General features: G+C 68.7%; 22 protein-coding genes, 1 tRNA gene and 1 pseudogene. 17 read left to right on the top strand and 7 right to left on the bottom strand.

Annotation, left to right across the window (positions count from 1 at the left end):
* The first annotated feature begins 37 nt into the window (after positions 1 to 37).
* From ACQEXA_RS33010 to ACQEXA_RS33000, 3 genes are all read left to right on the top strand, one after another.
* The gene (locus ACQEXA_RS33010; RefSeq protein WP_432928743.1) at positions 38 to 1237 is read left to right on the top strand and encodes an acyl-CoA dehydrogenase family protein; all 1200 of its coding nucleotides are present in this window, start codon (positions 38 to 40) and stop codon (positions 1235 to 1237) included.
* Positions 1135 to 1920: an acyl-CoA dehydrogenase gene (locus ACQEXA_RS33005; RefSeq protein ID WP_432928745.1), complete on the top strand. Its 786-nt coding sequence runs from the start codon at positions 1135 to 1137 to the stop codon at positions 1918 to 1920. Before ACQEXA_RS33010 ends, ACQEXA_RS33005 begins: the two co-directional genes overlap by 103 nt.
* A gap of 402 nt (positions 1921 to 2322) precedes the next feature.
* A tRNA-Arg gene (locus ACQEXA_RS33000) sits at positions 2323 to 2398 on the top strand.
* Positions 2399 to 2491: 93 nt separating this feature from the next.
* Here ACQEXA_RS33000 and ACQEXA_RS32995 read toward each other — a convergent pair.
* Positions 2492 to 4075: a tyrosine-type recombinase/integrase gene (locus ACQEXA_RS32995; protein WP_432929073.1), complete on the bottom strand. Its 1584-nt coding sequence runs from the start codon at positions 4073 to 4075 to the stop codon at positions 2492 to 2494.
* Positions 4076 to 4248: 173 nt separating this feature from the next.
* Here ACQEXA_RS32995 and ACQEXA_RS32990 point away from each other — a divergent pair, with 173 nt between their 5' ends.
* Positions 4249 to 4455 carry a DNA-binding protein gene (locus ACQEXA_RS32990; RefSeq protein WP_432929071.1) on the top strand — a complete coding sequence of 69 codons (207 nt, stop codon included), beginning with the start codon at positions 4249 to 4251 and terminating at the stop codon, positions 4453 to 4455.
* Positions 4456 to 4491: 36 nt separating this feature from the next.
* The gene (locus tag ACQEXA_RS32985; RefSeq protein WP_432929069.1) at positions 4492 to 5457 is read left to right on the top strand and encodes a recombinase zinc beta ribbon domain-containing protein; all 966 of its coding nucleotides are present in this window, start codon (positions 4492 to 4494) and stop codon (positions 5455 to 5457) included.
* A gap of 23 nt (positions 5458 to 5480) precedes the next feature.
* Here ACQEXA_RS32985 and ACQEXA_RS32980 read toward each other — a convergent pair whose 3' ends face one another.
* Positions 5481 to 6263: a hypothetical protein gene (locus ACQEXA_RS32980; RefSeq protein WP_432929067.1), complete on the bottom strand. Its 783-nt coding sequence runs from the start codon at positions 6261 to 6263 to the stop codon at positions 5481 to 5483.
* A gap of 462 nt (positions 6264 to 6725) precedes the next feature.
* On the opposite strand from ACQEXA_RS32980, the gene ACQEXA_RS32975 reads away from it, so the two are divergent.
* The 7 genes from ACQEXA_RS32975 to ACQEXA_RS32945 all read left to right on the top strand — a co-directional run bounded on the left by ACQEXA_RS32975 (position 6726) and on the right by ACQEXA_RS32945 (position 10139).
* Positions 6726 to 6878 (top strand): hypothetical protein, encoded by a 153-nt coding sequence (locus ACQEXA_RS32975; protein ID WP_432929065.1) that lies wholly within the window; start codon positions 6726 to 6728, stop codon positions 6876 to 6878.
* Between the two features lie 116 nt (positions 6879 to 6994).
* Positions 6995 to 7180 (top strand): hypothetical protein, encoded by a 186-nt coding sequence (locus ACQEXA_RS32970; RefSeq protein ID WP_432929063.1) that lies wholly within the window; start codon positions 6995 to 6997, stop codon positions 7178 to 7180.
* Positions 7181 to 7346: 166 nt separating this feature from the next.
* Complete coding sequence (locus ACQEXA_RS32965; protein WP_432929061.1) at positions 7347 to 8492, top strand: ParB/RepB/Spo0J family partition protein; 1146 nt, start codon at positions 7347 to 7349, stop codon at positions 8490 to 8492.
* Positions 8493 to 8558: 66 nt separating this feature from the next.
* Positions 8559 to 8762 carry a hypothetical protein gene (locus ACQEXA_RS32960; RefSeq protein WP_432929059.1) on the top strand — a complete coding sequence of 68 codons (204 nt, stop codon included), beginning with the start codon at positions 8559 to 8561 and terminating at the stop codon, positions 8760 to 8762.
* A 260-nt stretch (positions 8763 to 9022) separates the two neighbouring features.
* On the top strand, positions 9023 to 9379 hold the full coding sequence (locus tag ACQEXA_RS32955) for a hypothetical protein (protein WP_432929057.1): 357 nt from the start codon (positions 9023 to 9025) through the stop codon (positions 9377 to 9379).
* Positions 9328 to 9804: a hypothetical protein gene (locus tag ACQEXA_RS32950; protein ID WP_432929055.1), complete on the top strand. Its 477-nt coding sequence runs from the start codon at positions 9328 to 9330 to the stop codon at positions 9802 to 9804. Before ACQEXA_RS32955 ends, ACQEXA_RS32950 begins: the two co-directional genes overlap by 52 nt.
* A 32-nt stretch (positions 9805 to 9836) precedes the next feature.
* Positions 9837 to 10139: a zinc finger domain-containing protein gene (locus tag ACQEXA_RS32945; RefSeq protein ID WP_433134675.1), complete on the top strand. Its 303-nt coding sequence runs from the start codon at positions 9837 to 9839 to the stop codon at positions 10137 to 10139.
* Positions 10140 to 10160: 21 nt separating this feature from the next.
* Here ACQEXA_RS32945 and ACQEXA_RS32940 read toward each other — a convergent pair.
* Positions 10161 to 10418, bottom strand: a pseudogene (locus tag ACQEXA_RS32940) (hypothetical protein); the annotation flags it as partial.
* A 171-nt stretch (positions 10419 to 10589) separates the two neighbouring features.
* Positions 10590 to 10736 carry a hypothetical protein gene (locus tag ACQEXA_RS32935; protein WP_432929052.1) on the bottom strand — a complete coding sequence of 49 codons (147 nt, stop codon included), beginning with the start codon at positions 10734 to 10736 and terminating at the stop codon, positions 10590 to 10592.
* Between the two features lie 697 nt (positions 10737 to 11433).
* On the opposite strand from ACQEXA_RS32935, the gene ACQEXA_RS32930 reads away from it, so the two are divergent.
* The 3 genes from ACQEXA_RS32930 (at position 11434) to ACQEXA_RS32920 (ending at position 14036) form a co-directional block, all read left to right on the top strand.
* Positions 11434 to 12504 carry a ferritin-like domain-containing protein gene (locus ACQEXA_RS32930; RefSeq protein ID WP_432929050.1) on the top strand — a complete coding sequence of 357 codons (1071 nt, stop codon included), beginning with the start codon at positions 11434 to 11436 and terminating at the stop codon, positions 12502 to 12504.
* Positions 12505 to 12764: 260 nt separating this feature from the next.
* Complete coding sequence (locus tag ACQEXA_RS32925) at positions 12765 to 13202, top strand: VOC family protein (RefSeq protein WP_432929048.1); 438 nt, start codon at positions 12765 to 12767, stop codon at positions 13200 to 13202.
* A gap of 57 nt (positions 13203 to 13259) precedes the next feature.
* Positions 13260 to 14036, top strand: a complete 777-nt coding sequence (locus ACQEXA_RS32920) for a DUF427 domain-containing protein (RefSeq protein ID WP_433131862.1) — start codon at positions 13260 to 13262, stop codon at positions 14034 to 14036.
* A gap of 167 nt (positions 14037 to 14203) precedes the next feature.
* On the opposite strand, the gene ACQEXA_RS32915 is transcribed toward ACQEXA_RS32920, so the two are convergent.
* From ACQEXA_RS32915 to ACQEXA_RS32905, 3 genes are all read right to left on the bottom strand, one after another.
* Complete coding sequence (locus tag ACQEXA_RS32915; RefSeq protein WP_432929044.1) at positions 14204 to 14611, bottom strand: hypothetical protein; 408 nt, start codon at positions 14609 to 14611, stop codon at positions 14204 to 14206.
* Complete coding sequence (locus tag ACQEXA_RS32910; protein WP_432929042.1) at positions 14608 to 14841, bottom strand: hypothetical protein; 234 nt, start codon at positions 14839 to 14841, stop codon at positions 14608 to 14610. The genes ACQEXA_RS32915 and ACQEXA_RS32910 overlap by 4 nt, the downstream gene beginning before the upstream one ends.
* Before the next feature lie 230 nt (positions 14842 to 15071).
* Positions 15072 to 16415: an IS110 family transposase gene (locus ACQEXA_RS32905; RefSeq protein ID WP_433131860.1), complete on the bottom strand. Its 1344-nt coding sequence runs from the start codon at positions 16413 to 16415 to the stop codon at positions 15072 to 15074.
* Positions 16416 to 16697: 282 nt separating this feature from the next.
* Between ACQEXA_RS32905 and ACQEXA_RS32900 the strand changes: the two genes are divergently transcribed.
* Entirely contained in the window at positions 16698 to 17447 is a 750-nt protein-coding gene (locus ACQEXA_RS32900; RefSeq protein WP_432929040.1) for a ParB/RepB/Spo0J family partition protein, read from the top strand.
* On the top strand, positions 17444 to 18922 hold the full coding sequence (locus ACQEXA_RS32895; RefSeq protein ID WP_432929038.1) for a ParB N-terminal domain-containing protein: 1479 nt from the start codon (positions 17444 to 17446) through the stop codon (positions 18920 to 18922). The genes ACQEXA_RS32900 and ACQEXA_RS32895 overlap by 4 nt, the downstream gene beginning before the upstream one ends.
* Positions 18923 to 18944: the final 22 nt, after the last annotated feature.

Genomic DNA, 18944 nt, shown 5'->3' with positions numbered 1-18944 from the left:
TTCACACCTGATCCCACCCACACCAGGGGGAAGCTCGATGACTGTCACAGCGTCCGAGACGTTGGCGACGACGGCGGACCGGACGGAACCGCAGGAACCGGAACCGTCCCCGTACGCCATGGGACACCGGATCGCCGGCGAGCTGACGCACCTCCTCTTCGAAGGCGCCGACCGCGACCCCAGGCACGGCATCTGGCGAAAGACGATCTCCGGCGACGCGTTCTCGTACCGGCCGGACCTCTCCCCGGCCGAGCGGGCCGCACTGTCGTACGAACGCCTGCACCTGATCAACGACGTTCTCGACGACCCGGTGGACTTCGCCGGCGACCCGCACCGGCTGGCCGCGCTGCACGAGTGGACCGGACCGGTGGACGGCGGGCTCACCACTCTTGCGAGCATCCATTACAACCTGTTCCTGGGCAGCCTGGTGGATCACGACCAGGCGGGCCGCGACCTGTCTGCGTTCACCTCCCTGCGCCACACAGGAACGTTCCTGTGCACGGAGCTGGAGCACGGCAACGACGTGGCCTCGATGGAGACCGTCGCGGTCCTCGACCGCGCGAGCGGCGGCTTCCACCTGCACACGCCGACACCCGGCGCGCAGAAGTTCATGCCCAACACCAGCCGGACCGGCGGCCCCAAGACGGCGGTCGTCGCGGCCAGGCTCATCGTGGACGGCGAGGACCAGGGCGTCTTCCTCTTCCTCACCCCGCTCAGCGACCACACGGGACAGCTGCCAGGAGTGACGGTCCGCCGGTTACCCGAGCGCACGGGCACCCCGGTCGACCACGCCCTCACCTCCTTCGACCACAAGTGGCTGCCACGTGAGGCCCTCCTCCAGTCCGACCACGGCCGCCTCGACGGCGACGGCGCGCTGACCAGCAACCTCGGCAACAAGCGCAAGCGGCTCCTGCGCTCCATCAACCGCATCACCATGGGCAAGCTCTGCATGAGCGCCGGCACGCTGGGCATGGCCCGTGCCGCACTCACCATCGCGGTGCGCTACTCCCACAGCCGCCTCATCGCCGGCCCCAGAGCGGGCGAGCGCATCCCCGTCGCCGCGCACCGCAGCCACCACGGCCGTCTGCTGGACGCGCTGGCGACGGCATACGCGATGACGTTCTGCACCGCACGGTGGTCGACCGGTTCGCCGCACACACCGAGGAGAACCGCGAGGAGGTCGAACGGCTCGCGGCGATCGCCAAGGGCTGGATCACCTGGCAGGCGCGGGACATAACCGTCGAGTGCCGCGAACGCTGCGGCGCGCAGGGCCTGTTCCCCGCCAACGGCATCGCGGACCTGCCGGCCAACATCGAGGGGGGCATCACAGCCGAGGGCGACAACCTGGTGATCTGGGTGAAGGCGGCCTCCGAGATGGTCTTCGGCCACGAGACGGCGAAGCCGGACACGGTGCGGCCCGGGGACACGGGGGACCTCATGGACCTCCCCTTCCTCCAGTCCCGGCTCGCCCACGCCGAGGCCATCTGGCAGACCCGGGCCCGCGCGGCCCTGCGCGGGGGCCCGTCCGGCGACCCGCTCGGCCGCTGGAACGTCACTTCGGAGGCCGCCCTGGAGATGGTCTCGGCACACGCCCGCCTGAAGGCGGCGGAAGCGTTCACCGCGGCGGCGGACAGCACCGCGGACCCCAGGACCCGCCGGCTCCTGCATTCCCTGTGCCGCCTGTTCCTGCTCCGCACCCTGCGCGACCACACCGGCGACCTCCTCGCCGAGGGCCACCTGACCCCGGACCAGGTCCGAGCCCTGCCCCAAACCCTGGACACCGTCGTGGCCGACCTGGCCCCGCACATGACGACCTTGGTGGACGCCTTCGACTTCCCGACGGAACGGCTGTCGGCGATACCGATCGCTAGTGGGGGGTCGATTGGGGGGACGGCGGGCGCGGGGGCGGGGGGCTCCTAGGGGTTGCTCTTGGGGGGTGCTCGGCCGTGCGAGCGTGCGCATGGTAGTCGCCCGGTGACGAAGAGTGCTGATCCACCTTCCCGGCCGAGTCCGGATCGCGGAGGGGACCGCTGGGCGTGCCCCGTACGCACAACCCACACGCGAGGAGGCGCCGGCGCGGGTGGTCCGGGCGCTGGCCTGTGCCGGTTGTCGCCGGGTTGCCCCGTGACGGTTGGCGGGGGCCGCGGCGGTCCAGGTCGTGGGTCCGGACGGGTTGCCGGGCAGACGGCAAACACGGCCCGAGCGGAACAAGGGCGACCACCGGGGAGACGATCCGCTAGGCTGTCACCGGTCGGCTGCCGCCGGGGTCACGCCTACGGGATCGAGATCCAACGGCCCAGTCGACCGCTGGGTGAAAGCCCCGCCTTCGTAGCTCAGGGGATAGAGCACCGCTCTCCTAAAGCGGGTGTCGCAGGTTCGAATCCTGCCGGGGGCACCATGTCTGACCAGGCATGATGCATCAGAAAGGCCCTTCGGAGTGGTCTCCGAGGGGCCTTTTGATCTTCAATGGGAACGCCATGGGAACGAGCCGTCAGGCAGCGTCCTCCGTGGGAACTTCGCCCTCGCCCTCCGTGGGAACGGCGCCCTCGTCCGTGGGAACGGCGGGCTCCTCCGCCGGAGCCTCGGCGACCTCCCTCCGCGCCGGCGACCTACGCGGAACCAGCGCGAGCGGCGCCTCCGCCTGAGCTTCCTCGAACTGCGGCAGTACCGAGGTGTAGGTGTCGGCGGTCAGCGAGTAGGAGGAGTGGCCCAGCAGAGTCTGAATGGCCTTCATGTGCAGGCCGGCGGCCAGAGACAGGGTCGCGGCGCAGTGCCGCAGGTCGTGCAGCCGCACCGGCGGAAGGCCAAGCTTCTTGATCAGGCGCATGAACACCTGTGACAGGTACTCCGGGTGGTAAGCGCCCCCGTCTTCCCAGGTGAACACCAGGCCCGTGCGCTTCCACGACTTGGCGTGCGCCTCCCACTCGGCGCGTTCCTTGTCCTGGCGTTCGCGCCACAGTTGCAGCAGGGTGCGTGTCTCGGAGTCCAGCTTGATCGTGCGTTCGCCGCTCTCGCTCTTGGGGGTGTCCTCCCACACGTCGTACGAGGAGGCCACGAGCTGCTCGCTGATGTGGACTGTGCCCAGCGCCAGGTCGGTCTCCGCCCACGGCAGGCCGACCGCTTCGCCGCGGCGCAGGCCCCGGAAGACCATGAGGTGGAACATCGGGTACAGGCGGTGCTCGGCGACGGCGTCCAGGAACTCGCCCGTCTGCTCGGGCATCCACACCATGACCTTGCCGGGCTTCTCGCCGGTCTGGCGCCAGGCTTCGACCCGGGCCGGCGTCCACACGAGCGGCTTGGGGCGCACATACTTGGGCAGGACGACGCCCTTCGTCCAGTTCTCGGAGATCAGCTTCTCTTCCACGGCGTCTTCCAGGGCGCCGGAGAGAGTGTTGAGCATCCTCACCTGCGTGCCGGGGCCGGTGACGTGCCAGGGCAGGGCGCGGGCTTCCTTCAGGGCTGTCTTGGCGTCTTCCCACGCCTGGCGCAGCTCCGGGGGCCGGGGCCGCTCCACGCAGTCCTTCCGGGCCGCGTGGGCGGCGCGTTCGGCGGCGAGCGCCAAGTGCGCTCTGCGGCGGTTCTCGGCGTGGGTCTCGTTGTCGGCCCACAGCCTCTCGAACATGCCCTGGATGTGGCGGGTGCGCAGCGACAGCAGCTTGATGCCGCCGAGGTAGGGGATGAAGACGCGGTCGATGTAGTCCTCGTATCCCTTGAGGGTGGACTTCTTCAGGTCGACGCGCTTGGCGAACCAGCGGCGCAGGTAGTCCGCGACGGTCTCTTGGCTACGGACGTCCACGCCGCCCTGGGCGAGCCGCCAGACCTTCTCGGCTTCGGCGGCTGCGTCCGTCTTCGTGCGGAAGCCGCCCTTCTTCGCGCGGGGCAGACGCTTGCCGTCCGGGCCAGGCGGCAGCTCGATGGAGTAGTACCAGGACCCGTGGTCGCGCTTGCGCAGCTGGGGGCAGGACTTCTCCAGGTAGCCGATCTTCTGGTTTCCGTCGCCGTCCAGGACGGGCTTGCCGTCCTTAACCAGCGGGCCCTTGCAGGAGCACCGTTTGTACGTCTTCTCCTCGAACACCGTCCCCCCCTACGCCGAGTTGTCACTGTGGGCGCACATTCTTCCCTAACGTTGATGGCCAAGACTCCCTGTTACCTGGTACCGCGTGTATGGTGTGGCACATGTTGGCGCGGGGGAGAAACGCGACAACTGACATGGCGACGACGATCACTCCGGCCGCCGACCATCGTGGGATGACCCTCGAAGAGGTTCTGGCACTGCCCGCGACGGTCAATGTCGTGACTGCGGCGCGTGCGCTGGGCATCGGTCACAACAAGGCGTACGACCTGATCAAGGCCGGGACGTTTCCCGTGCGGACGCTGACCATGGGGGGCACGGTACGAATCCCCACGGCAGCCCTGTGGGAGGCGCTGGGGATCGGCTCGCTGCGACAGGGTTGACGCTGCGGGCCACTGAGTGAATTGGGAACAGGTGGCATGCCGCGCTTGTACGGCTTCGACAACCAGGCGCTGACGCGTGTCCGCGCCGATGAGCGGCACGTTGTGCGTGAGGCTGTCAGCCGCATCCAGGCCGGCCAGTCACAGGCTGAGGTTGCGGCCTGGATGACCGCCGAGGGCCACCGCGGCACCATGGGCGGGGCGTGGACTTCCATGACGCTCGGCCGCCTGCTGGACAATCCGGCGATCGCCGGACTGGAGCGGGACCCCGATTCGGGCGAGCTGCAGGAGACGGGCCGGGAGGCGCTGATCACACCGGAGGAGTTCCGGTCTCTGCAGCAGCGCCCCGGCCGGCCAGGCGCCGTGCGAAGTGATCAGGACCGTGCACCTGACCACGAGTACCTGCTGGCGGGCGGGCTGAGCGAGTGCGGGCCGTGCGGGCAGCGCATGGCTGGCGCCCGCACTGGCGCGGGGACGCCGTCCTACCGCTGCCAGACCAACTTCGAGGGCCGTGGCGGGTGTGGCAAGGTCCGCATCAACGCGGCGATGCTCGAGGATTACGTCGCCGAGCACGTTCTCGGTGAGCTGCTGCGCCCGGGCGCGATCGCCGCGCTGGAGATGGCTCGCGTGGGCATGGCCGGCGAGGCCGACCAGGTGCGCGCCCGGATCGCCGAGCTGGAGGCGTCACGGGGCGATCTGGCCGAGCCGTACGCGAAGGGCGAGCTGTCGCGGAGCACGATGGTGGCCACGGACCGGACCATCGGGCAGAGCCTGAAGGAGTGCCGGGCGCGGCTGCGGTACCTGGAGCAGGCCGTGGATGCGCAGCTGCCGCTGGCCGGGGTGGAGAACCTGGCCCGCTGGTGGGAGCATGCGCCGTTCGCCTCGAAGCGGGCCTTGGCGTTGCTGCTGTTGGAGAAGGTCACAGTGCACCCCGCGCGGGCGCGCGGGGTGCGGGATGTGGACGACCGGGTCACGCTGACCTGGCGCACCCCGGCCGCCTCGTAGGGCGGCGGGGCGCGCCCTGTGCGTCAGTCCTGCACCTCGTGGTCGGCTGACGTCGCCCACCAGTAGATGACCTCGTTGAGGGTTTTCGCGCCGAGCTTCTTGCGGAGCTGTCCCATCTGCTCGTTGATCCAGGCCGGGCCGAGCCCGAGGTTCTTCGCGGCCTGCGCCTGCGTGCGGCCCAGGCACAGTTCCCGCAGGATCGCCCGCTGGGTGTGCGTGGTGACAAGGCCCTTGTCCCTTGAGTTGTCGCCTCGGCCGAACCACGGCTGCGCGCGATCCCAGAACAGGTCGAAGACGTAGGCCAGCCGCTCCACCACGAGCGGTTCGGTGACCATGACGGCGTCGTCCGAGGACTTCTCGCATTCGCTGGTGTGTGCCGGGATGAAGGCCACGCGGCGGTCGAAGATGATGCTGCGGGGGAAGCGGCTGTTGAACGTGCGGATTTCCCCGCCGGCGTGAGCCATGGACTTCGCCCAGTCGCCGACGGTGGCCACGCGGCGCACTGAGCTGTGGTACAGCGTCCGCATGGGCAGTCCGCGCTTGAGGGCGCCGCGGTCACGGTCGCAGGAGAACGACAGGTCTTCGGGTGTGCGGTGGCCGGGCTGCGCGGAGATTATCTCCGTGCGGGCGTTGAGGTGTTCGCGGGCGATGTGCTCGTTGATCAGCTCGCGACCCTGCAGGAACTGGATCGATGCGTGCGGCGGCCTCATTGCGTCGTGCCGGTCCCGCAGGCCGGCCATGAACTCCGGGAGCGCGCCCGTGAAAGCGGCGAGCGCCGTGAGGTGTTCGTGGACCTGCGCGGCCATCTGAAGTCCCGGATACCTGGGATCGACGGGGGTGTACGTGCCGTTGCCTAGGCGGTCATCCACTACGAGACCGGCTCTCAGTAATCCGGCCAGGCCTGGGGTCTCAGGCGGTACTGACTCGCCGTCCAGTATCAGCTGGTAAGCCTCAGCTTCCTGATCGGACAGATCCGGCAGGTCGGGAAGATGTGGCACCTAACATCCCCTGAGTTGTGCGACTGGTGAAAGTACGGTAACTCTTCGACTTGATCTTCACACATTCCCCCTACAAGGTGTCAGTTGACGGGCGCGTGCATCGAACTTGTCTGGTCAGCCCAGCCGTTGCTGGTTGCTGTCTACGCGCGGTGCCCGATCTCCATCTCATGACCATCAGGGGAACTTGTGCTTACCAACCGTGCCTTCCGAATCTCTGCTGCCGTCGCGCTTGCGGCACTTGCCATCGTTGTCGGGGCGAACTCGGGTCAAGTGACGTCGCGTCACGTCGAGGCCGACACGACCTGGTCGGTTCCTGCGGACCCCGCCTCCGAGCACGCCCGGCCGGCCGACACGACCTGGTCGATTCCTGCGAACGCCGCCGCCATCGAGCACGCGGCCCGGTCGGCTGACACCACCTGGTAGTTGAGTCGCTGGCGCCCGTAGGGGCGGGCGTCGGACGACTGGGGGGAAGCGTGTGGTGCGGTGATCGTGCATACGGCGGAGGGCGGGGAATCCCCGCCGAGGGGAGGAGAGGTGCGGTGGCGATCGATCCGGCACGCATCCAACAGCGCATGGTGGAGGCGGAGTTGTCCGACCGCCCTGTTCTAGGTGTCCGTGAGGCGGCGACGGCGCTCTGCGCGCTGGCCGTCGTGTTCGAGGAGGGATCGCAGGACGGCATTCAGGAGCCGCTCTGCGACTCGGCGGAACTGGTGCAGGCGAGCTGAACAACTCCACATTCGCCGGGGCGGGCACGCAGTGGGTGCCCGCCCCGACGCATGCCCTGACCTGCGAAAATCGGGCCGAAAAATCTGGCCTTACACCACAAACCCGGTAGAATAAGAGAGTCAGTGGGGGGAAGCGCCCCCCGACCACGGCCTCTTGGAGCGAGCCATGACGATGACGACCCTCCCCATCGACCAGATCCACCGCAACGAGCGCCAGCCGCGCGAGTACTTCGACCCCGAGGCCCTGCGGGAACTCGCCGACTCCATCAAGCGGTTCGGCCTCATGCAGCCGATCGAGGTCCGCAAGGACGGCGACGCCGGCTACGAGATCGTCGCCGGGGAGCGCCGCTGGCGCGCCCACCAGATCGCCGAGCTGACCGAGATCAAGTGCATCGTCACCGACGACGCCCTCACCGAGATCGAGCGGTTCAAGCGGTCGGTCGCCGAGAACCTCAACCGGGCCGACATGACGCCGATCGAGGAGGCCAAGGCGTTCCGCCGGATCCTCGACGAGCAGGATGGCGCCGAAGCCAAGGACGTCGCCAAGGAGTTCGGCAAGTCCTCGCAGTACGTGATGCTGCGCCTGGCCCTGCTCGACCTGACCGAGGAAGTCCAAAAGCACGTCAACTCGGGTGCGATCGGCACCCAGGCCGCCGTCCAGATCGCCGCGCTCACCCCTGGCAACCAGGCTGCGGTCCTCAAGAAGTGGGCCAAGGGCGCCTTCGCCGGCGACAACGAGCTGGTCCACTTCGCGTACGCGCTCAAGCAGCAGCAGGGCCAGGTCGTCGCCATGATCATGGAGGACATGACCCCCGAAGAGCGCGAGGAGCGGCAGCGCGAGCGCACCCGGACCCGCTCGAACATCGACCGGATCGAGCAGGTCCTCGGCCTGCTCGAGGAACTCGGCAAGGCCGACCCGATGAAGCTCGCCCTTGCCCTGGAGGGCGAAGTCGGCAAGCGCCTGGACCAGATGGACCGCGTCGCCGACGCCGTGGCCAAGGCCCGATTCAACATGCGGCAGGCCAAAGCGCACGCCGAGGCCCGCGAGATCGCCCGCCTGAACCCCGACGCCGAACACCAGAGCCTCGCCGCCCCGGCCAAGCCGCAGGCCCCTGCGGAGCCCGCCGCCCAGGCCGAGCCGCAGGCCCCGGCAGCGCCCGCCGAGCCGGCTGAGCCCGCCGCGCAGGTCGCGCCCGCCGCTCCCAAGCCGAAGGCCCCGGCCAAGCGCGCCGCGAAGCCGAAGGTCCCGGCCCAGCGCGCCGCCGCCAAGCCGAAGGCCCCGGCCAGGCGCGCCGCCTCGACCACGGCCTGACCCGAACCGGCCCGCCCCCGGACGGGGGCGGGCCGGGCCTTGTCCCCACCACCGAAGGGAAACCCCGTGAGCGACACGAGTGGCCGCGACTGGCAGCGCATGACACCCGAAGACTTCGGCGGCCGCACCAAGGCCAGCCAGGACGCGCTGTTCCTCACCGACGAGCCCGACGCCTGCGGCACCGACGCCCTGGACGGCTACGGCTTCGGCGCCGTCCTGTGGGCCGACCAGAGCGTTGCGCCGCCGTCCGACGACAACCCCCGCCCGTAGATATGCCACAACGCTCGATCGTGGTACGTTCTGCTCGCTGATCGGGAACGGCTGCAGCCGCGGGACCGGCCCATCAGCACCGCCGTGGCATGCGGCATCCCCCAACGGTGTCTGGCGGGTGGCAATCCCCCGCGCCCTACCCCCCAGACGCCGGCTCCGCCCCATGCGGCGCCACACGGGGACGCCGCTCCACGCATCCGCGAATGGACCCGCCCACGCCGCCAGGCAGGGCGGGTCCCCGCGTACCCAGGAGACGTCACATGACCGCGACTTACCGCTCCGATCATGCCGCCGACCCCGAGCTGTTCGAACGGCTCATGCGGGAGCGTTACGGGCCGCTGGACAAGGTCATGGCCGAACGCAACCTGCCCCATCCGCCCGCCCCAGCCCGGAGACCGAGACCTCAGATGGCCCCGCCCTACCAGCCCCACACCGACCCCGACGCGGCCGAGCACTTCGCCGAACTGCGGGACGCGATCGCCAAGGGCCCCATCGGCCAGGTCGCCCCCGTCGCGCCGGTCCTCAAACGCACCCCGCCCGCTCCGGGCATGACCTGGTGCAACGCGTGCGACGGCTGGTGCACAGCGCAGGGCATCTGCGGCTGCAACAACCGGTAGGCGAGGACTCCTTGCGCTACTTCCACGGTGGTGTCCCCGGGCTCAAGCCCGGGGACCTCATCACGCCCAGCCCCCCGCACGTCGTCGACGGCTGCGAGGTCTGCGAGGCCCGCGCCCAGGGCCTGACCGCCGTCACGGCGAACGGCGAGGCCGTCGACCCGCCCACCGGCCGCCCCGACCGCGTGTACATCACCAGCGACCGCGACTACGGGCGCTTCTACGCCTCCCGCTACTGGTACGGCGACCTCTACACGGTTGAGCCGGTCGGCGAGCTGGAGCCGTCCGGCGAGGACCCCTTCCCCACCTGGTGCGTGCCCGCAGCCCGCGTCGTGTCCGTCTACACGCGGGCCGTGCAGCTCACGCGCGGCCAGCGCCGCTCCCTGCTGCGACGGTGGACCCAGGCCGACATGGCGCGCGGCCGGTGAGCCGGTCCCGCCGCGACCGAGCCCTGCCGACCGTGGACCAGATACAGCACCTGGTCGGCCACACCGAACACCGCACCCTCAGCCAGGCGGAGACCGAACGGCTGCGCGCCGCCATCGAGCACCTGATCGCCAGCAGGCGGGCCTGGCCGCCCAGGTCGGCGGCCTCACAGTCGGCTCGCTGCCGGGCCCGCCCCGCCCTCGACGTCGGCTGCCCCACCTGCAAGGCGCCCGCCCGCTCCCCGTGCGTCACCCGCTACGGGCAGCCCGCCTCCGCACCCCACACCCGGCGCCTCGCGGCCGCCGCCATCCCCGCCGACGACAGGAACCCCACATGAGCCCCACCCCGCTGAACGGCGCCGGATGCGCAGGCGCAGACAGTACGTGCAGCCCGGCCGCCAGAAGACGACCGGCCGACCGTCGGCCGTGCTGCGGTTCTGCGCCTCCACCGCGCCGATCGACTTCGGGAAAATCAGAGGCGAGTTCATGCCCGCGAGCAGCACAAACACCAGCAGGAGCGCCGCAGCGGTGCCGGGGCTCCCTCGGGAGACCAGGCCAGTTGCGACGACTGAGCCGCAGAGCACAAGCAGTACCGGAAGAGCCCACGCGCGCATCATGATGCCGAGGCTATTGGTGCGTCGAAATGCTCCCGAACGGCGAAGGGCCGGTTCCACGGGACCATGCTCCTGAACCGGCCCTTGATCGTGTGCCCCGGCAGGACTCGAACACGCTGCACCCGCTGGGACTGTTCCCGACCCGGACGTGCCTGATCAGGCACGGGCGCAAGGTCAGCAGGACATGGTCGATTCAGAGCCGATGAGGCAGATGGAGTTGGCCATCAGCGCGGCGGTGGGCAGGAAGGCGCCCAGGACGCTGAGCAGCCAGTAGTGGTGTCCTGCGAGCTGTGTCCGGCGGGCAAGGGGCCGGTTGGCCAAGCGCGCCCGCTGCGATGACGGGCCCGAAGGCGGCCAGACCCACAGCAAGGCCGTCGTTCTCGGTCGGCTCTCGACTGGTCACCCCGAGGTCGGCGAGCGGCCAGTTCGCCGCGAGGTACCACAGCATCCAGATCGGAATCACTCCTGGGATCCCAAGGAGCACATTCAGACCCAAGGCTGTGTACCAGCGTCCGGCCATCTCCGCCCCTCCTCGTGATCACCCGTGGAGACCGTACATCGCAGGACCGTGGGGCGACGTCGCGCGGGAGTGCCCATGGGGCGAGTGGTCGGCCCCGTCGGCCCCGTAACGGCGCACGAACGCCGTGGGCCGTGGCCTGTGCCGGCACAGGGAAAACGTCCGCGCAACAGGCCCGAGCCGAGGACGGGATCAACCGCTATGGCCTCGATCGACTTCACCGTCGTACGTGCAAGTGCGGTACAGCGATGCAGGTTTCACCCTTCTCCACCCGGGCCGGCGACGGGATGCCGTGGAGCGACAGAGCCCTGGTCTTTCTGTGAGAGGGATCACTATCTCCCGGTCGCCGTACTGCTGTTGTCACGGTTTCGCCGGCCGTCCTGTCAATGCTGATGACCGGCAGCGAAGGTGCCTTCGGTGGACGGAAAGGCTGTGATCGTCCACCTTGTCACAGGCTCTGCCGTCGCACCCACCCGTGGCGACGACCCAAGCGAGAATACGTTGAACAGCTCACAACAGCTCAAGAGCGACGCGACGCCGTCGAGGGCGCCGATCACGACACTCGAAAGTCTCCGCGAACACCTTCAATGGGCGGTCGAGCTGGAACACGCAACGCTGCCGCCCTACTTGTGCGCCCTCTACTCCCTCGATCCGCACCGGAACCCGGACGCGGTTCAGGCCGTCAGCGGTGTCTTCGTCGAGGAGATGCTCCACCTGGCGCTGGCGGCGAATCTCCTCAACGCGGTCGGCGGCCAACCCGTCCTGGACGCGCCCCACATACTGCCGGCCCACCCGCGCGCCCTGCCCCATGGCGACCGCTCCATACAGCTGTCCCTCCTCCCGTTCGGACCCGAAGCCCTGGAGATGTTCCTCCGCCTCGAGCAGCCGGCCCTCCCCGGCGCCCGGGCTGAAGGAGACGACTACGAGACGATCGGGCAGTTCTATGACGCGATCGAACAAGGACTGCGCCATCTCAGTGCCGAGCTCGGTGAGCAGAAGGTCTTCACCGGTGACCCGGCTCGTCAGCTCACCGCGGGCCCTTTCGCCCACACAAGCGGCAAGTTGACCGCGGTCACCGATCTTGCCTCGGCGCTGACGGCGATCGAGGAAATCGTCGAACAGGGGGAGGGGGCGGCACGCGGGGCGGTCTGGGACAACGACCAGGACGTCTTCCACCCAGACCGCAACGAGGTCTCGCACTACTACCGCTTCCTGGAGCTCAAGCTGGGCCGTCGACACCAGCCCGGTGACACGCCGCAATCCGGACCCACGGGTGAAGCCCTGGTGGTCGACCTGGACGGGATCTACCCCATGCGCCCCAATCCCCGGCTCGAGGGCCACCCTGTGGGCGATCCGATCCGCGGCGCGCAGGACCAGTTCAACCAGGCGTACTGCGCCCTGCTCCAACAACTGGAGCAGGCGTTCAACGGCAAGCCGCAGATGCTCGGGGCCGCCATGGGCACGATGTACGCGCTCAAGGGAAAGGCGCAGAACCTGATGCAGACCCTCGACGGCGACGACAACACAGCCGGCCCGACGTTCGAGTACGTCGCACCCGAGCTCCGCCAGTAAGCCGCTTCCCATAAGCGACACGCGACCGTCCCGAACACAACGGTCACGGATTCGGGGAACCGCGCACCGCCCGGCCGAGCAGCGCTCTCCAGCTGCCGTGGGCGTTGCCCCGGAGCGCCGCACCACAGCGGTGACCGGACGAGCGCCCTCACCGAACTCGAGGTCGTACCGGCCTCACGACGGCACGAATCAGACGGAGGGGTCGGTCCTGCTCGCGACCGGCGCCACCTTCCCACCCTGCACAGTGAGGATGACGGACCATGACGGCTCACGGTGATCTGCCCGCCCCGCAACAAGGGCTCCTTGTCACGCACTTCCTGACCGTGCGCGACGTGGAGAGATCACGGCGTTTCTACGCCGACGTGTTCGGCGGCGAGGTCGTGATGGAGGAGAACCCGGCGATCGTGAAGGTGGCCAACAGCTGGATCATCATGAATCCCGGGGGTGGCCCCACCCCCGACAAGCCCGGCGTCACCCTCGAGGCGCCCCGGAGCACCGTGCGGGTGTCGAGCTTTCTCAATGTCCGCGTCGCGGACATGGCCGCCTTCCACGCCGACGCGGTCGCCGAGGGCGCTCACTTCCTCACCGAGCCCCTCGACCGCGGTTCGGAACTGCGCTGCTACCTGCGCGATCCGGACGGGTACCTCATCGAGGTGGGTCAGTCCACCGGCCTGCTTCGTGGTCTCCATGCCGATTGACCACCGGTCCGCGCCCCTTCCCCTGACGAGCCCCCACCACTGATCGAGGTACTCACGATGACCACGGAGAATGTGCAGCACCCGAGCCTGATCGCGCCGGTCGGGCATGTCGAGCCCGTCCCCCGCCGCATCAGGGGGACGCTGGGCGGCCGCGTCGCCTTCGACACACGGCGCGCACTTTATGTGTGGGAGCGGGCCGTCTACCCGCAGTTCAGCATCCCCGTCCGCGACATGGTCGACGCCGCGCTCATCGACGAAGGACACAGCGAGCTACATGGGGCCGGGCCCGCACGGCGCCACTCTCTGCAGGTGGGACAAGAGGTCCGAGAGGGTGCGGCGTGGGTGTGGGAGGACGGCGCTCCCGAGGCCTTGCACGGAACTGTCCGCTTCGAGTGGGAGGCGCTGGACTCCTGGTTCGAAGAGGACGAGCTGGTCTTCGTCCACCCCAGGAGCCCCTATTCCCGCGTGGACGCGCTGCGCTCCTCCAGCAACGTGCGCGTGGAACTGGAGGGGGTCGTGCTGGCGGAAGCGCCGCGCTGCGTCAAACTGTTCGAGACCGGGCTGCCGACGCGTTACTACCTCGATCGCCTCTACGTCGACTTCACCAGGCTGCGCCAGTCCGACACCGTGACCCGCTGCCCGTACAAGGGGACGACGAGCAGCTACTGGTCGTTCGACGGCGAAGTCGCCACGCATGACGACATCGCATGGGCCTACGACCTACCGACGGTCCAGGCCAACCGCATCGCCGGCATGGTCGCATTCCTCAACGAGCGCGTTGATCTGTACGTCGACGGGGAACTTCTGCCGAGGCCAGCCGGACAGGCCAGGTGAAGAAGCTTTTTCTGGAAGAGAGTGGCCACCTGTCGCCCGATGACATGAAACAGCCGGCCACCGTTTTCGATCCCGGTCCGGCGTGCGCGCGGGCCACCGCGTACAGGCACGCCGCACATAGCTGCCGCGGGCCCGTTGCTGTCTGACACCACTGACGCCGTCGCTGATCAGAGGATGCCGGTCAAACCCTCGATCGCCGTTCGAGCCCAGTCCTGTGCCCCCGCCGCCGTACCGGCCACCATGCCGGTCGCGACGGGGGCCAGTGCTCCCTTCAGCATGGCAAGCGCACGGCGGAGTCTGCCAGCTTGGGGTGCATCAGGACGGCTGATCGTCGCGAGCACCTCTCTGGCCGCGGACTCGGCGTCCTCTCGGTCCGGATCGGCGAGGCCGGCTCGGGGCAGCTCTCGGAGCAGATTGGTGACCAGCGTGGCGAGTGTCTCGAAGCCTGGGGCAACGGTGCTGTTGTTCTGCTGGTTCTGGGTGACCGCGTTGTTGTTCCAGGCGAACTGAGCGCCTGAGACCCCGGCGTTGAACACTGGCCCGTCGTAGTTGTTGACGTTCTGCGGATCGTTCATGCCTGGGAACCGCCCTTGTTCGCCTGCTGCTGGCTGACATTGGTGTTGTTCCACGCCGGCACAATGTCGTGGACCGAGGCGTTGAAGACCGGGCCTTGATAGTTGTTGACGATCGTCGTCGGATTCTCGGCCGGCTGTGGGATCCGCTCGGTGGTCGGCAGCGACGTGCGGAGTGAGACGAGGTCGATGCGGCCGTTGTGCTGTACGGCCACACTCTGCGGCCCGGTCACGGAGCAGTCCACCAGCAGGCCGCTGCGTCGGAAACGCCTCAGCCCGTACAGGGATCTCGGCAAGGGCGAGACGCGGCACGGGACCTGCTGCGCGCCGCCCGCAAGCCCTCCGCCGACACACAGCTGGAGCTGCTGAGCGCGTGATCCTGAACGGAAAATCGATCCCCAGCTGGGCAGGCGGCAGCATCCGTTCCGCGGAGCGGAACGGATGTCCTGGACGAGTGGGAAGTTCAGCTTGCGGGGGCGAGGCTGACGGTGTGGCCGAGGGCCTGGAGCTGGCGGACGAGTTCGCGTGTCTTGCGGGCCGGATTGAGGTGACGCTGGTGCCAGTCGGCGCCGAGGTCCTGGTAGCGGGCGTCAGGGTCGTTGATCAGGTGCCAGGCGATGACCAGGATGGACCGGGCGACGGCGACGAGGGTCTTGGAGTGGCCGCGGCGTTTGACGATGCGCCGGTAGCGTGCGCCGAGGAAGGTGTCGGTGCGGGCGGCCGCGCTGGCGGCCTCGCCCAGCGCCCCTTTGAGCCAGGGGTTGCCCTTTCCGGTCGGGCCCGCGGTGTTCTTCGTCCCGGACTGGGTGGTGCGGGGGCACAGTTTCGCCCACGAGACCAGGTGTTCGGGGGTGGGGAAGCGGCTCATGTCCGCGCCGATCTCCGCGAGGATGATCTGTGCGGCGGTGGGACCGACCCCCGGGATCGCGTCCAGCCGCTCGACGAGGTCTTGTGCAGTCCTGCTGGCGGCCGGCGCGGTGTCCTCGGCGTCAGGCGGGCTGGTTCCCGTGTCGTCGGACGGGGCGGTGATCTCTTCCAGGGCCAGGGCAATCAGCCGGTCGAGCTCACGGATCTGCGCGGTGAGGTGGTCGATGCTGTCCAGCAGGACGTGCAGCAGGCGGCCGTGGTGCTCGTCGAACTGCCCGGTCAGGGCCTCGATCAGCGCCGGCTTCTTCGCGGCCAGGCTGGCCCGGGCGAGGTCCGCCAGCGTCCGGGGGCTGCGTTCACCGGCGACGAGTGCGTCGAGCATGGCCCGACTCGATACGCCGAAGAGATCCGAGACCACACTGGACAGTTTGATCTGCGCATCCTGAAGAATCTTGTCCACCCGGTGCTTGTGCCGGGTGCGTTCCTGGACGAACACGGTCCGGGTGCGGGTGAGATCCCGCAGCTGCCGGACGGACTTCGGAGGGACGAACGAGGCCCGGACCATGCCCCGTTCGGCGAGCTTGGCCAGCCAGACCGCGTCCAGCTTGTCAGTCTTGGGCCGACCGGGGACGTTCTTCACATCCCGCGCGTTGACCAGCCAGCACTCCAGCCCCCGCGCCTCCAAGAGGTAGAAGAAGGGCCGCCAGTAAGGGCCCGTCGACTCCATGACCACGCGTTGGATGCCCTGGCAGATCAGCTTGTCGCCGAGTTCCAGGATCACGTTGGTGGTCGCGGCAACGTTCCAGACCTCCTGGACCCGCCGACCCTCGATGGTGTCGTGCGGCACCCGCAGGCACACCATCCCCGACGCCTTGGCGATATCGATCGCCGCGACCCGGGCCACCGTTCCGTCGTCTTGCTCCTCCGCCAGTTCCCCCATCGTGTGCCTCCCCTTGTGCCTGGTGCGGACGGGGCTGCCCGGGGTGCCTCAAGGGGAAACGGAGAACCTGAACGGCGTGCTCGAGACGACAATGCGCGGCCCCTCGGACGGCTCCCTCACCAGACTCTAATGCGGGCTCAACAGCTCATGGACCTGCGGCGTCGGCGGACAGCCCCAGTACCGATTTTCACGCCGGCGAGGCGTCATCGACAGATGAACGGACAACTCTAATCTGGCGGGCGTAGGGCGCGGGGGCACGCTCCTACACGAAGGGCTCCTGCTGTGAGTGCTGCGCCCGCCCGCATTCCCGAGTCGCTGCTGCCGCTGGCCGTCCCGATCGACGACCTGTCCGTGTACCACCGCAACCCGCGCACCGGCGACGTCGACGCCATCGCCGAATCGCTGCGCGTCAACGGCCAGTACAAGGCCATCGTCGTCAACCGCGGCACCCACACCGGCCGCCCCAACGAGATCCTGGCCGGTAACCACACCTGGACCGCCGCCAAGCAGCTCGGCTGGGACCAGATCGCCGCGACGTTCGTGGACGTCTCCGACGAGGACGCGGCCCGCATCGTCGTCGTCGACAACCGCACCTCCGACCTCGCCGGGTACGACAGCGAGCTGCTGGCCGACATCCTCGACGAGCTGCCCGACCTGGACGGCACCGGCTACGACCAGGACGCCCTGGACAAGCTGCTGGACCACCGGGCGCTGCCCGAGGCGATCGACCTGCCCTCCGAAGGACAGGGGACCGGCGCCATGGCCAAGCTGGAGTACCTGCAGTGGGGCTACCTGCAGTGGTCCACCACCCGCGTGCAGATCACGGCGGCCGAGGTGGAAACCCTCAACGCCATCTACCAGCGGTACCTGTCCGAGTCGCGCACCGATCTCGGCTTCGGCTGGCACCTGCTGCAGGAGGCCCACGCCGACAAGGCCGCCGTGCCCGGCGAGGAACCGCCCGCCGACGCCGGCGAGGAGGACACCGGCGACGAGGACGAGGGCGACGAGGCCGACGAGGACGAGGACGCATGAGCAGCGCACCCACCAGCGGCGGGCCCGCCACCAGCGGCCCCGTCACCACCTTCCACGAGGCGTACCCGCTGAAGGATCTGCGCCCGGCCGACTACAACCCGCGTCACCTGTCCGACGACGCCTTCGAGCGGCTGAAGAAGTCCATCGGCCGCCACGGCGTCGTCAAGCCGGTCATCCTCAACGCCAACGGCACGCTGGTCGCAGGCCACCAGAGAACCAAGGCCATGACCGCGCTGGGGATGACGCACACGCCGGCGGTGATGCTCAGCCAGGTCGTGCGCCTCACCGACGAGATCCAGTTCAACCTCCTGCACAACCGCGTCGAGACCGAAGCGTCGATCGTGTACGCGCAGCCCGGCCCTATCGGCGAGTGGTCGTGGATCCCGTGGCAGACCATCGATGTCGCCCAGTCCCGCAACAAGCCGTTCCAGCAGGCCATCTCCTACATGACCGGCGGGCACGGCGCGTGGGGCAGCGTCGTCATCGACGACCAGGGCCAGATCGCGCTGAACGCCGAGTACGCGGTAGTCGCCGCCGCGAACCACTTCGACGTCCTCGCCTGGACCTGCCCGTCCCTGGACGCGGCGCAGCTGGTCGCCGACCTCACCGGCGAGTACGGCGTGTACGACTGGTCCGGCCTGGAGGACCAGGCCCCCGTCTACAACCAGCACATCGTGCAGCCCAAGCGGCTGCGCCAGTACTCCTCGCTGAAGAAGGCGGGGAAGCTGGCCTACAAGTCGGAGGTGTGGGAGAAGCTGGCGCTGCCCCGGCTGCGCGAGCGCCCCGAGACGCGGGTGGTCGACTTCGGCGCCGGGCACGGCGACTACCCCAAGAAGCTGCGCCCCGAGGGCTACCGGATCGACGACTACGAGCCGTACCGCACCACCCCCGGCAAATACGCCGTCGACATCAAGACCGTCGTCTCGATGATCCGCACCATCGAAAAGCGGCTGGCCGAGCACGGTCTGTACGAGATGGTGGTGCTGGACTCCGTCATCAACGCCACCACCTCGCTGGACTACCAGCATTGGGTGCTGACGGCCGTCAACGCGCTGTGCGCCGCCGACGGCACGGTGTGCATCGGCACCCGAAACCTGCTGGCCGAGCAGGCATTCGAGGCCAAGCAGCACACCACCAGCGCCAACGACTCCACCCGACTGTCGTTCCTGGACGCCGAGAACGTCGACATGCGGTTCATGCAGGGCAAGTGGATGCGGATCCGTTACCACACCCCCGAGTCGCTGCAGGAGTTGCTGGAGGCGTACTTCGGACAGGTGAAGGTCGCCGGCCGCTCCAACGCGACGCTGCGGGCAATCTGCAGAGACCCTCTGCCGCTTTCCGACCTCGATTACGAGAAAGCTCTCGACGAGGAATTCAATATGCCTTACCCGAACAACTTCCGGCACGGACGGCATAAGCAACTCGTGGAAAATTTGGTAAAATTGGTGAAAGAAAGGGATACCGCCCGGCCTTAATCCGGGTGCCAATTCAAAGGGG

The organism is Streptomyces sp. CA-106110 (assembly GCF_050936285.1).
Classification (GTDB): domain Bacteria; phylum Actinomycetota; class Actinomycetes; order Streptomycetales; family Streptomycetaceae; genus Streptomyces.
This window is presented reverse-complemented; position numbering and strand designations above follow the sequence as displayed.

Bases quoted from the DNA above. Each gene is read 5' to 3' on its own strand.
- ACQEXA_RS32895 (WP_432929038.1), top strand. From the start codon at position 17,444: ATGAGCAGCGCACCCACCAGCGGCGGGCCCGCCACCAGCGGCCCCGTC.
- ACQEXA_RS32980 (WP_432929067.1), bottom strand. From the start codon at position 6,263: ATGGCCGCGCAGGTCCACGAACACCTCACGGCGCTCGCCGCTTTCACG.
- ACQEXA_RS32920 (WP_433131862.1), top strand. From the start codon at position 13,260: ATGACCACGGAGAATGTGCAGCACCCGAGCCTGATCGCGCCGGTCGGG.
- ACQEXA_RS32985 (WP_432929069.1), top strand. From the start codon at position 4,492: ATGCCGCGCTTGTACGGCTTCGACAACCAGGCGCTGACGCGTGTCCGC.
- ACQEXA_RS32905 (WP_433131860.1), bottom strand. From the start codon at position 16,415: ATGGGGGAACTGGCGGAGGAGCAAGACGACGGAACGGTGGCCCGGGTC.
- ACQEXA_RS32915 (WP_432929044.1), bottom strand. From the start codon at position 14,611: ATGAACGATCCGCAGAACGTCAACAACTACGACGGGCCAGTGTTCAAC.
- ACQEXA_RS32955 (WP_432929057.1), top strand. From the start codon at position 9,023: ATGACCGCGACTTACCGCTCCGATCATGCCGCCGACCCCGAGCTGTTC.
- ACQEXA_RS33010 (WP_432928743.1), top strand. From the start codon at position 38: ATGACTGTCACAGCGTCCGAGACGTTGGCGACGACGGCGGACCGGACG.
- ACQEXA_RS32990 (WP_432929071.1), top strand. From the start codon at position 4,249: ATGACCCTCGAAGAGGTTCTGGCACTGCCCGCGACGGTCAATGTCGTG.
- ACQEXA_RS32925 (WP_432929048.1), top strand. From the start codon at position 12,765: ATGACGGCTCACGGTGATCTGCCCGCCCCGCAACAAGGGCTCCTTGTC.
- ACQEXA_RS32965 (WP_432929061.1), top strand. From the start codon at position 7,347: ATGACGATGACGACCCTCCCCATCGACCAGATCCACCGCAACGAGCGC.